Source organism: Heliomicrobium gestii, from assembly GCF_009877435.1.
In the GTDB taxonomy this organism is placed as follows: domain Bacteria; phylum Bacillota; class Desulfitobacteriia; order Heliobacteriales; family Heliobacteriaceae; genus Heliomicrobium; species Heliomicrobium gestii.
The window spans coordinates 299,277-310,863 of the sequence record NZ_WXEX01000004.1; the positions used below are offsets into that span (position 1 = coordinate 299,277).

11 protein-coding genes and 1 riboswitch are annotated in these 11,587 nt (G+C 57.7%); of the genes, 5 read left to right on the forward strand and 6 right to left on the reverse strand.

The features are described 5' to 3' along the window. Positions 1–7: 7 nt before the first annotated feature. On the reverse strand, positions 8–412 hold the full coding sequence (locus GTO89_RS06655; protein WP_161261273.1) for a DUF1987 domain-containing protein: 405 nt from the start codon (positions 410–412) through the stop codon (positions 8–10). A 14-nt stretch (positions 413–426) separates the two neighbouring features. Further along, entirely contained in the window at positions 427–975 is a 549-nt protein-coding gene (locus tag GTO89_RS06660; RefSeq protein WP_161261274.1) for a SiaB family protein kinase, read from the reverse strand. Positions 976–1,217: 242 nt separating this feature from the next. Here GTO89_RS06660 and GTO89_RS06665 point away from each other — a divergent pair, with 242 nt between their 5' ends. Continuing rightward, the gene (locus GTO89_RS06665; protein WP_161261275.1) at positions 1,218–1,925 is read left to right on the forward strand and encodes a response regulator transcription factor; all 708 of its coding nucleotides are present in this window, start codon (positions 1,218–1,220) and stop codon (positions 1,923–1,925) included. Positions 1,926–1,967: 42 nt separating this feature from the next. After that, on the forward strand, positions 1,968–2,990 hold the full coding sequence (locus tag GTO89_RS06670) for a sensor histidine kinase (protein WP_161261276.1): 1,023 nt from the start codon (positions 1,968–1,970) through the stop codon (positions 2,988–2,990). 25 nt (positions 2,991–3,015) lie between these two features. Here GTO89_RS06670 and GTO89_RS06675 read toward each other — a convergent pair whose 3' ends face one another. From GTO89_RS06675 to GTO89_RS06690, 4 genes are all read right to left on the reverse strand, one after another. Beyond that, the gene (locus GTO89_RS06675) at positions 3,016–3,927 is read right to left on the reverse strand and encodes a DMT family transporter (protein WP_161261277.1); all 912 of its coding nucleotides are present in this window, start codon (positions 3,925–3,927) and stop codon (positions 3,016–3,018) included. A gap of 191 nt (positions 3,928–4,118) precedes the next feature. Next, positions 4,119–4,634: an ECF transporter S component gene (locus GTO89_RS06680; RefSeq protein WP_161261278.1), complete on the reverse strand. Its 516-nt coding sequence runs from the start codon at positions 4,632–4,634 to the stop codon at positions 4,119–4,121. Positions 4,635–4,744: 110 nt separating this feature from the next. Continuing rightward, on the reverse strand, positions 4,745–5,497 hold the full coding sequence (locus GTO89_RS06685) for an AIR synthase related protein (RefSeq protein ID WP_407929487.1): 753 nt from the start codon (positions 5,495–5,497) through the stop codon (positions 4,745–4,747). Positions 5,498–5,608: 111 nt separating this feature from the next. Further along, positions 5,609–5,785: riboswitch (cobalamin riboswitch) on the reverse strand. Between the two features lie 106 nt (positions 5,786–5,891). Next, positions 5,892–6,347, reverse strand: coding sequence for a MarR family transcriptional regulator (locus GTO89_RS06690; RefSeq protein WP_161261280.1), 456 nt, complete (start codon positions 6,345–6,347; stop codon positions 5,892–5,894). A gap of 149 nt (positions 6,348–6,496) precedes the next feature. Here GTO89_RS06690 and GTO89_RS06695 point away from each other — a divergent pair, with 149 nt between their 5' ends. From GTO89_RS06695 to GTO89_RS06705, 3 genes are all read left to right on the forward strand, one after another. After that, positions 6,497–7,720 (forward strand): efflux RND transporter periplasmic adaptor subunit, encoded by a 1,224-nt coding sequence (locus GTO89_RS06695; RefSeq protein WP_161261281.1) that lies wholly within the window; start codon positions 6,497–6,499, stop codon positions 7,718–7,720. Between the two features lie 3 nt (positions 7,721–7,723). Beyond that, the gene (locus tag GTO89_RS06700) at positions 7,724–10,924 is read left to right on the forward strand and encodes an efflux RND transporter permease subunit (protein ID WP_161261282.1); all 3,201 of its coding nucleotides are present in this window, start codon (positions 7,724–7,726) and stop codon (positions 10,922–10,924) included. A 263-nt stretch (positions 10,925–11,187) separates the two neighbouring features. Further along, entirely contained in the window at positions 11,188–11,496 is a 309-nt protein-coding gene (locus tag GTO89_RS06705; RefSeq protein WP_235920277.1) for a hypothetical protein, read from the forward strand. Positions 11,497–11,587: the final 91 nt, after the last annotated feature.

Sequence of the window (11,587 nt, forward strand, 5' to 3'; positions counted from 1 at the left end):
ATGGTTGCTACCGTCCCGGTCCGTCTTTCCTCTCCCGAGAGATGATCTGAAAGGGCATCGACACGTCTTCCTTAAACTCCTCGGCGCATTCCAATTCGCTGTCATTATCCTCATCATAGTACCAGTTCAGTGACAGTCGTTTCCCCTTCTTAAAGGCGTCATCCAACTTCTCCAGAAGCATCATGACACACTTGGAACTGCTCGTGTTGATGTAGGGGAAACTGAAGTCGATGACAACGTTGACTTCAGCCGTCAGTTGGTCCAGGTAGGCATCGACCCACCGCAGGACCGGCTCGTAAAAGGTAAAGGCGTTTTCCGGGTATGACTGGCCGGATAACTTCAACATATGTCGCTGCGGGTCGAAGTCAACCTCCGGCGTTCCTTTTGATCCGGCAATGAAGAGCTTCTCCATGGCAATTCCACTCCCTATATGATGGCTGTCAATGTGAAGAAAGCAAACCGCTCATCGATGTGGATGATCGAGTATTCCAAGGGGGCGCTGGTTTTGCGGGCGATATCGATGAGACCGAGGCCGGCGCCGAGGCTGCCGGGCGGCAGTTCCTTTTTCATCTGTTCCTTGTAGAGTTTTTTCAGTTCCAACTTGTCCAGGGCGCTCACCCGATCGATGCGCTCCGCCAAAACCGGCGCGTCAGCGATTTCGATCAGGTTGCCGGAACTGACATAGGTGCCTCCCATTCGCTTCCCGATGACAATGATCCCAGAATTGGCCACTCGCTCATAGACGTCAGCGCCTTCTTTGACGGTAATGTAGTTTTTGATGTTCTGCGTTTGTTCGATAAAGATGGCGAAGATATTGAAGATGTCATTCTTCGGCCGGTTTTCGTTTTCCAGGTAGCTCTTCACCGCTTCGCCCAGTTCCTCAATGATCCCCTGGGTGAAACGTCCGGAAAAGCTGATCAACACGTTTTCACTGCGAAGCGCCTGCTGCAGTTCAATCATACGGTTGCCGTTCATATTGCTGCCTCCCTTGACGCAGATTCGGTTCCATATTATCATCTTTTGCTTCCCAACGGATCGGCGCGTTTCCATTATAAAATAAGCAGCCCCGGTGTTGATTAAAATCTTGGCGAAGTACCTAAAGTTGATCTAAAGGATTGACACAAGGGGATATGTCATTCAAGCGCTCGCGAAGGGAAAAGGATGCAGGACGAATTGTGTCGAACTATTAGACAAAAGGAAGAAACGGGAGGGATAGAATGCAGGGGAAAAAAGTCCTGATTGTGGAAGATGACGCGAAAATCCGCCAACTGTTGATCCTCTATCTTGAAAAAAATGGGTACCTCACGGCGGCGGCGGAAACAGGTTCAGAGGCGCTGCGTCTCTTTGAGTCCGAACAGCCTGACCTGCTCCTGTTGGATATCCTTCTGCCCGATATGGACGGCTACCAGATCTGCCAGGAGATCCGCGACTGTTCCAATGTGCCGATCCTCTTCATGAGTTGCATGAAGGAGGCGGAGCACATCATCCAGGCGCTGAAACTGGGCGGTGACGACTATATCACCAAGCCCTTCGACCCAAACGTGCTCGTGGCCCGGGTGGAGGCCAAGCTGCGCCGGGCGCCCATCTTCCGGCGGGTCTCTCATGCAGAAGAACCGGCGCCGACCCGCCTGCTGGTCTTTGACGACCTGGAGATCGACCTGGCCAACTACCGGGTCACTGTCGGCCGCCAACCCGTCTCCCTGGCGGCCAAAGAATTGCAACTTCTTTTCTTCCTGGCTCAACACCCCAATCAGGTCTTTACGGCCCAAGAGCTGTACACGCGGATCTGGGGGTATGAAGATGTGGGCGACTACCGGACCGTCATGACCCATGTCAGCAACATCCGCAAAAAGATCAAATCCGACCCGTCGGCGCCGGAGCGCATTCAGAACATCCGCGGTTTTGGCTATAAATTCAACGGCTGACGCTTTTTGCGGCGATACGGCCACAGGAAGGAGTTGCCTACGTTGCCGAGGGATGGCGATGGCAATACGCTATTCGGTAGGGAAACCCTGGTGCTGAATTCAGCGAAGGCCGAGGTTGTCCACATTTCCGCTCCCGAAGCGAGGCAGACCTTTGCCGACCTCACTTCAGAATACGAAAAACTTCTGAAGGTATCGGCAAAGATTTTTAAAATCAGCGACATCCAGGGGCGGTTGCTCAAGGAACGGGAGTATGAGATCAATGAGGCCAATGGGAGCTTGCACCGCCTGGAGCAGTCGCGCCGCCGTCTCGTCTCCGACATCTCCCATGAACTGGGCACACCGATGACCTCGATTCAGGGGTATCTTCGGGCCATGCTGGACGGGATCGTGGCGCCCGATCCGGAAAATCTGAAGATGGTTTATGAAAAAGTCCTGCTGGTGAACCAACTCGTCGAGGACCTCTTTGAACTGTCGAAATTGGAGTTCGGCCAGCCCGCTTTCGATCTGAAACGGATCCAACCGGATGTGTTGGCTGACGATCTGGTTCGCCGCTTTGGCGCCGACATCCGGCAACGGGGCTTCCGTTTTGAATCTTCGCTGGCTCTGCCCTCTCCCGCCGCCGGCGCCCTTTTTCTCTCTGTGGACACGATGCGCATCGAACAGGTGATGAACAACCTGATCTCCAATGCGCTGAAATACACCGCACCAGGGGGAACGATCCGGCTATGCTTTCGCTTTATCTACCCCGATGAGGCCCCCCTGCCCCAGAAAACGCCTGTGTCGTTGCAAATCCGTGTGGTCGACAACGGTCCGGGTATCGACGAAGCGGCGCGGGCACAGGTATTTGACCGTTTTTACCGGGCAGACCGTTCCCGCCAGGAGGAAGGCGCCGGTCTCGGCCTGGCGATCGCCAAACAGATCGTGATCGGCCACGGCGGGCAGATCGGCCTGGAGAGTCAACTCGGCAAAGGCAGCACTTTTTATTTTACACTGCCCCTCACAGCCACCCCTCCCGGGGTATCAGCGTATTCACAATCAGGCAAAAAAGGAGCCTCCGAGAAGTGACACTCGGAGGCTCCTTTTTTGCCGATTAGGGGGCGGCAACGCCGTCGGCCCGTTTCTTGCTTTGAAAGATGCCCGAAGCCAACAGGGCGCCGCCGAACACGAGCGCTGCGCCCAACCAATGGTAGCCGTAAAGGGGTTCCTGCAAGCCCCAATAGGCGATGGCGGCGGCATAGACGGTGATCAGGTTTTGAAAGAGGGACGATACGGTGGCGCCATAGGCTTGGACCGCCTGGTTCCACCAGTAGAAGGCGAGGACCGACGCAAAAAGGCCGAGGTATACGGCAGCGCCCCACATCCATGGCGCCGCTGGTTGGCGGGTGGCAGCGGAAAGGTTCCAGTCGTAAATTCCCATGGGAAGCAGGAGCAGCGCGCCGATGGCGAAGGAGTAGCCTGTGGCCGCCAGGACTGGCACGTCTTGCGCCGCCTTGCGCCCGGCGATTGTATAGAGCGCCCAGAGGGCCGTCGCCAGCAACACCAGCAGGTCGCCGGGATTGAAGGACAACTGAGTCAGCCGTTCCCACGATCCCTGGGCCGCCACGACAGCGACGCCTGCCACAGACAGGATGATGCCGGCCGCTTGGGTGCGCTGTAATTTTTCACGATCGATGAGAAAGACGAGCATGGCCGTGACCATCGGGCTCAGCGCATTGATCAACGTGGCGTTTACCGATGTGGTATAGCGGAGTCCCAGGTAAAGAACGGTGTTGAAAAGGCAGACGCCTGACAAGGCCATGAGGGTGATCCAGCCCCAGGAACGCCGGGTGATGCGCTCGATGGGATAGGTGCGGAGGGCCATCGGCAACATGATCACCGCGGCGATGACGAAGCGGATGCTCGATAAGGCAAAGGCGGGGATGGCGACGACCAGCAGCCGTCCCATCACAAAGTTGGTCGCCCAGATAAGCGGCGTCAGGATCAGTTTATAAAAGGGGTTCAAGGGTTCTCATACACGACCTTCCTATATTAAAGTATACATTTTTGTGACAAACATTGGGCAAAGGGCTGCCTTCATTTCATCATAACACAATTCCAGCCATCGGGCGAAGTGACAAAGATGACAACAAAAATAAAGAACCGCAGTCAAGCGCCTGCGGTTCCACCGAGGTTGGATTCTTTGTATCTACGTATCTACATGAGACGCATTCCCTTTACCCCTCGGTACGCCGCTGCCGCCAAGCCAACATTGACAGCGGAACCGACAACCAGAAAGGGCATGACGGCCACGACGGCGGCCCAGCCGCCCATGAGCAGCATCGTCAAGGAGGAGACGACGCCGTTCAGAAACACACCGGCGATGAACGCCGCCGTCAGGCCGAACCGCTCCTTTGTCCAACGAAAAACCCAGGCCCACAGGGCCATCTGCGCGGCGATAAAGAGATGAACCGGCAGGGTGAGCGGAAAACCGACAACCATGGCGGTCAGCAGGTGTCCGAGGGTGATGACGATCATCCCCCCTGTCGCCCCAAGGGCCAGGGCGGCGAAAAATCCGGGGAAGGAGTCGAGGCCGATCGTGCCGACGGGGCTGGGGATTTTGATCATGGCGCCAACGGCGCTCAAGGCGATCAGGACGCCCATCAGGGCGATTCCCCGGATGCTCTTCCAGGAAAAGCCTGTCTGATTGTATTCCAAGGGCATGTGGCTCATGTTGAAAACCTTCTTTCCTGTTCTTTGGCATGTTGTTGCTGTGGAACGACGATCGCTTGGGAACGGCGATCACCGGAACGAGCGCCTTCGATGTCGTGATGTCCTGACCTTTACCGGGCCTTCTCCTTCAATTCGCCGAGATGGTGGATAGGCGCGCCGGCGATCTGGGGCGGCGATGTCTCGGCGGTAAAGATCAGGCAGGTGGAGGGGCCCGCCGATTTAGCCAAATCCAGCGGGGTGTCTTCCTGCCAGCCGACGACTCGGCAACGGACGGCTGCCGCCAGGTTTTCGGCCTCGACGCGAATCCCTTTGGAACCGACGGGCACCACTTCACGCACACGGGGATCGGCCAGCAATGCCCGCACATGTTCAGCCCGGGCGATGGGCTTGCCGTCATCAGACACCACCTCGGCGCCGACTTTCGGCCACCCGAGGCAATAGACCTGATCACCGGGCCGCGAGGCGCCCACGCGAAGGCCCTCCCTTTTTACAGCCCCGACGACGGTGATCCCCACACCGGTCTGTTCCGTAGGGATGTTTTTTTCGGTGCTGATGGCGATAGGCAGATCGCGCTTGCCGATGGCGCCGAGTTCGTCGCGAACTCCGGCGAGCACCTCACCCCCTGTGGGAAAGGGCTCATTGGCGATGGCTGCCGTCAGCGCCACCGGTTCTGCGCCAACGGCGAGCACCTCCATCAAGGCGACCCGGGTGGTGCAGATCCCCACGATATAAGGGGGGACCTGCACGGCATCACGTTCCTTGCCGCCGATGGCGCCGCAGGAGTCGCAGGCCACCACCAGGCACTGGTCGTCAGAAAGAAACACCACTTCCACATCGCGTCCCTTGTATCCCAAGGTTTCCACCTCCTTGAAGTTCATTGCCCCTGGGCATTCTGCGAGCAAAAGAAAAAGCCCATAGCTTCTCTATCGCCGTCAAGGCAACAATAAAGAAACCATGAACTTTGCCATCATTCATGAACGGTCATGTTCCAGGCAGGTCTCCTGACTCCGATTCATCACCGCTGCGCGCCTTCCCGGTTTCCCAGTGGCAACCTGCGCAGGGCTCCTCGTCACAGTGGCGGGTCCGTCCGGGAATCACACCCGGTTCCCTATTCTCCCCCCAAGAGGGGCACCTGAAACATGGCTATGCTCTTTGTTTGTATTATAAGTCACAAAGAGCCTGTTTTTCAACAGGAGCAACCCGGTTTTCTCGACATCAGCTTTTACTTTCTCGAAGCGAGAAATTCGGCTACCGCCCTCAACCTTCCGCCGCGCTGTTCCGCACTCTCGGTGTCAACACTGCATTCATCTTCTGGAACGTTTCCACCGCCTGGGCCAACTCAAGCGCAGAGAGTTCCTGCAGTTGGCCATTCAACCGCTCGAAGCGGGCCTCCTGAATCGTTTGAATGGTCTTCAACCCTGTATCCGTCAGTGAAACCATGACGACGCGCCGATCCTTTTCAGACCGCTCCCGCGTGATGAGCCCCATGCCAGCCAGTTTGTCCATCATGCCGGTCACAGCGCCGGAGGTGATCCCGATCTGGTCGGCGATGTCGGTGGCCTTGCAGGTCCCCGACTTCAATAATATGTACAACAGAAAGATCTGCCCTTCGCCCAGATGGTATTCAGGGCCGATATCCTGGACGGCGCACTTGACATTATAAAAAAAAGCCTCTAACAAATCCTTGATGGCATTTAATTGCTGATCCTTCACCGCTTCTTCCCTTGACAGTTCTTGTCCTCTCCCTTACGATCATATCGTCTTAGTCGCTAAATATTTTAGCCTCTAAGATAAATATTAGGCCGGTAGGTACCGGCTGTCAATGAAAGCATCATTTGTATTTGGCGGAGGAGGATTTTACGGTGAAGAGACAAATCGGCGTCAGCCTGCTTGCCGTCGCCCTGCTGGCAGCGGGGACAGGTTGCGGGAAAACGCCTGAACCGGCAAGCACCGAAGCGCCGCCCCAGACAGTGACGGTCGCCAAGGCGGAGCGCACAGACCTGTCCAACGTGCTGACCTTCAGCGGCGCTCTGGCGGCAAAAGATGAATTAAAGCTGGTCCCGAAGGGCCAGGGCAAAGTCGCCCGCATCAACGCCGAAGTGGGGCAGCGGGTGAACGCCGGCGACATGCTGTTGGAACTGGACAACGCCGACATCCAGGCCCGGCTCGACGCCGCCAACGCCGGTGTCGAGGTCAACAAGGCCAGCCTGGAGCGGGCGCGCCTGCAGCTGGATATGGATAAGATCGCCCTCGACGACGCCCAACGCCATTATGACCGGGTAAAGGCGCTCTTTGACGCCGGCGCCACGTCCCAGTCCGACTTTGATGCGGCTAAGAGCTCCCTGGACACGTCGACAAAACGGTGCGCCTCTGACGAGGTTTCCGTCGCCTCGGCCCAGGCCCAGTTGAATCAAAGCCAGGCCCAGGTCCGCCAGACCCAGGTCGATCTGGAAAACGCCGTGCTGCGCTCGCCCATCTCCGGCATCGTCTCGGCACGGAACGTGAATGTGGGCGAGTATGTCTCCAATACGGCGACAGCCTTCAATGTGGTCCGTATCGACACGGTTGAGGTGAAGGCCGATCTGACAGAGAGCGATGTCAACAGCGTCCGGCCCGGCCAAGAGGTGGAGGTCAAGGTGGCCGCCGCCAGCGACAAACCTTTCAAGGGTCGCATCGCCAAGGTGAGCCCTGCCGCCGATGAGAAGGCGAAGACCTTCCCCATCTGGATCGCCGTCGACAACGGAGACTACATATTGAAGCCCGGCATGTTTGCCGAGTTCCAACTGGCCACCGCCCACAAAACGAACGCCCTGACGGCGCCGGCGGAAGCCGTCGTCATGCGCAGCGGCGCGCCGATTCTCTTTGTGATCACCGACAACAAGGCGGTCGAGCGCAAAGTGAAGACCGGTTTCTCCGATGGCAAACGAGTCGAGATTCTCGACGGCCTCAAAGACGGCGAGATGATGGCCACAGGCGGTCAAATGACCCTGGCTGATGGCGCGCCCGTCGCCATCAAGGAGGCGCAGCCGGCGACAGCCAGCCCTGGCGCCGACACGGGAGCGACGGCGCCAAAAGGGCAGGTGTAATCGATGAGCCTAACACAATTCGCCGTCAAGCGGCCTGTCGCCATGAGCATGATCGTCCTCATGTTTGTCGTGCTCGGTCTCTACAGCTACCGCATGCTCGGCGTCGATCTGTACCCGAACGTCAACGCGCCCTACATCTCTGTCAGCGTCTCCTATCCCGGCGCCGGCGCCGAAGAAGTGGAGAGCCAGATCCTCAAACCCATCGAATCAGCCGTATCCTCCATCAGCAAAGTCGACACCATCTCTTCACAGGCTTCGGAAGGCTTTGGCGTCGTCATCGTCCAGTTCTCCCTCTCGGCCAACGCCGACCAGTCGGCCAACGACGTGCAGAAGAAGGTCGACTCGGTGAAGGGGCAGTTGCCGGATGACGCCAAGGATCCTGTCGTCATCAAGATGGACTTCAACGCCGCCCCGGTGATGACCTTAGCCTTAAAAAGTTCCCGGCCGGCCCAAGAGACCTATGACCTGGCAGAAGATGTGCTGAAGGAGCGACTGCTCAAGGTCTCCGGCGTGACCGACGTAAAGCTCATCGGCGGTCAGAAACGGGAAATTCAGGTCGACATCGACAAGTCCCGCCTGGAAGGCTACGGCCTGTCTGTCAAAAAAGTGAGCGATCTGCTCAAAAACGAGAACATCAACCAACCGAGCGGTCGCCTGGATCGCCCTGACCTGGAATACAACGTCCGCGTCATGGGCCAGTTCAAGACAGTCAAGGATGTGGAAAACATCCAGATCCCCCTGGCGAACGGCTCCAAAATCCCCTTAAAAGCCATCGCCACCGTCAGCGACAGCCTCCATGAGGTGCGCACGATCAGCCGTGTCAACGGCCAACCCTCCATCGCCGCCGTCGTCTTCAAACAAAGCGACGCCAGCATCGTCGATGTGGGCGACAGCGTGAAGCAAGTGCTGCCTTCCATTGAAAAAGACCTGCCCCCGGACGTGCAACTGGTCATCGCTCGCGATTTTTCCGACTACGTTCACAACTCCCTCAATGGCACGCGCTCTTCCATCATCGAAGGCATCATCACGACGGCCCTCGCCCTCTTCTTCTTCCTCCGCGAGTGGCGCTCCATGGCCACCGTCATCATCGCCATCCCCACATCGCTCATCGCCACGCTGATGGGCATGTACTTCGCCGGTTTCAGCTTCAACATGATGTCCTTGCTGGGCATGGCCCTCTGCATCGGCATCCTTGTCGACGATTCGATCGTCGTCCTGGAGAACATCCACCGACATCGCGCCATGGGCAAGTCGGCCGTTGACGCCGCCCTGGAAGGTCGCGCCGAAATCGGCATGGCGGCCATCGCCATCACCCTCTCCGACGTGGTCGTCTTCGCGCCTATCGCCTTCATGGGCGGCATGGTGGGCCAGTTTTTCCGCCAGTTCGGCCTGACCGTCGTCATCGCCACCCTCTTCTCCCTCTTCATCTCCTTCACCCTGACGCCGATGCTGTCGGCGCGGTTCTACATGGAGGAGGATCCCGAGACCAAGGAACTGAAGGCGAAAAAACGCCAGGCCTCCCTCTACGGACTGTTCCTGCGCAAAACCAGCCCCATCACCACCCGTTTCTGGTCCATCCTTGACCGGGTGTCTGACCGCTTTTCCGACTTTTATATGAGTTCACTGCACTGGTCGCTCCGGCACCGCTTCACCATCATCGCCGTATCCCTCATCGCCTTTGTGGCCAGCCTCACCTTGATCCCCCTGGGCTTCGTCGGCTTTGAGTTCATGCCCAAGTCCGACCAGTCGGAATTGACGATCAATCTGGAAATGCCAAACGGCACACCGCTGTACAAGACAGATGAAGCCGCCCGGGAGATCGAAGCCTTTGTCAGCACGATCCCGGAGGTAAAGTACTACCAGAGCAGTGTCGGTTTCAGCAGCGGACGCGGCAGTTCGACGTCAAACGCCAACAAAGCCGAGGTGGGCGTCCAACTGGTCAAGCGTGCCGAACGGAACCGCACCATGTGGCAGATCGCCGACCAGCTTCGCGAGTTCTCCAAAACCTTCACCAAGGGCGCCATGCACGTCACCGAGTCCGAGTCAGGCGGTGGGCCGCCGGGCTCGCCGATCCAGTTGGAGATCTCCGGCCCTGATTACGACCAGTTGATGTCCATCGCCGATCAGGTGAAGACCATCGCCTCCGGCATCCCCGGCGCCAAGGAATTGGACAGCAATTTCCGCCTCGGCCAGCCGGAGGTGCAGATCAGCATCGACCGGCCGCGAGCCGCCTCTTATGGATTGACCGTGGACGATATTTCGCGCACCCTGCGAGCCTCCCTGAACGGCGATACGGCCAGCGTCTTCCGGGCCGGCGACGACGAGTATGACATCCTCGTCCGGCTGCAGGGACTCCAGACCTCCTCCATTGAAGACCTGAAACGAGTCACCGTCACCAACTCCTCGGGCGTCCATGTGCCCCTCAGCCAGATCGCTGAGGTGAAAAAGGGCAGCGGCCCCACGGAGATCCGCCGCATCAGCCGCCAGCGGACCATCACCGTCACAGGGAACCTGAATAAAAACGTGCCCCAGAACCAATACAACACCGAACTGAGCAAACGGCTGGAACAACTCCATCTCCCGGCCGGCTATTCGATCAAGCAGGCCGGTCTCTCCGAGGAGCTGCGCAAGACAGGCGTGGAACTGATCTCCGCCTTCCTCCTCTCCATCACCCTTGTGTATATGGTGCTGGCCATCCTCTATGAGAGCCTGTTGACACCGCTGATCCGGATGGCCTCGCTGCCCCTCGGGCTGATCGGCGCACTGGCGGCGCTCGCCATCACCGGTAAGACGATCAACCTCTTCTCCGGCATCGGCATCATCATGATGGATGGCCTGGTCGCCAAAAACGGCACCTTGCTCATCGACTACACGAACACCCTGCTGGAACGAGGCAAACCCCTGCGGGAGGCGCTGATCGAAGCCGGTAAGACGCGACTGCGGCCGATCATGATGACCACCTTCACCATGATCTTCGGCATGTTGCCGGTGGCCGCCTCAGTCAGCGAAGGCACCGAGGTGCGCTCCGGCATGGCCGTCGTCCTCATCGGCGGTTTGGTCACCTCCACGATCTTCACCCTCGTTGTCATCCCCGTCTTCTACACCCTGATCCGCGACTTACTCGACTGGCGCAAGCGTCGCAAACTGGAACGCCTGCGCAAAGCCGTCGCCAAAATCGAAAGCAAATCGGCGGCATCGATGTAGCATTCGGATCAACAAGACAATTGCACAATAAAAGAACCAGATCGCTTCTTTGCATGGTCTAACAGGGGAACTCCCGGCGAAACATTCAGCCGGGAGTTCCCCTGTTTATGTATGGCCCATTATACCCAATTGTGATCATCATGGTTACCATGGTTTTTGTTACTGCTATTTTTAATAAAAAAGAGAATCCTTTTATTTTTAGCATCGATAGGATGTAGTAGGGTTATGCAAATATCAAATCAGTCTGATAAGGAGGATGCATTATGTCGAGATCCCCTTACACACCGACCTACTCGACGGTTTATTCCCATGCCGGTTCCCAATCGTCCTGCGGCGCCCCTTCCCCCACGCCGACGCCAAGCTGTCCCCAATTGCCGGGTACGATCCTGCGCATCTTTATCCCGCCCGGAGCCGTCATCAACCTGCTCAACCTGATCGAAGTCAGCTCGCCCGGCGGCATCTGCCTGATCATTCGACTTCCCTTCCTGGGCAGCGGCTCCACGAACACGCTGCAAAGCCTGATCCAACAGGTCCAGGCCGCCGGCGGAACGGTGGAATTTGCCAACGGCTAATCGATTTTTGCATTGCCTTTCGTTTGAGCGACCGTCTCCGGAAAAGGACTGGGCATGGAAACGCCATTGCCCAGTTTTTTTGATTATTTGA

Excerpts from the sequence above, each read along its gene's own strand:
- GTO89_RS06660 (WP_161261274.1), bottom strand. The coding sequence starts at position 975 with ATGAACGGCAACCGTATGATTGAACTGCAGCAGGCGCTTCGCAGTGAA.
- GTO89_RS06700 (WP_161261282.1), top strand. The coding sequence starts at position 7,724 with ATGAGCCTAACACAATTCGCCGTCAAGCGGCCTGTCGCCATGAGCATG.
- GTO89_RS06680 (WP_161261278.1), bottom strand. The coding sequence starts at position 4,634 with ATGAGCCACATGCCCTTGGAATACAATCAGACAGGCTTTTCCTGGAAG.
- GTO89_RS06705 (WP_235920277.1), top strand. The coding sequence starts at position 11,188 with ATGTCGAGATCCCCTTACACACCGACCTACTCGACGGTTTATTCCCAT.
- GTO89_RS06655 (WP_161261273.1), bottom strand. The coding sequence starts at position 412 with ATGGAGAAGCTCTTCATTGCCGGATCAAAAGGAACGCCGGAGGTTGAC.
- GTO89_RS06665 (WP_161261275.1), top strand. The coding sequence starts at position 1,218 with ATGCAGGGGAAAAAAGTCCTGATTGTGGAAGATGACGCGAAAATCCGC.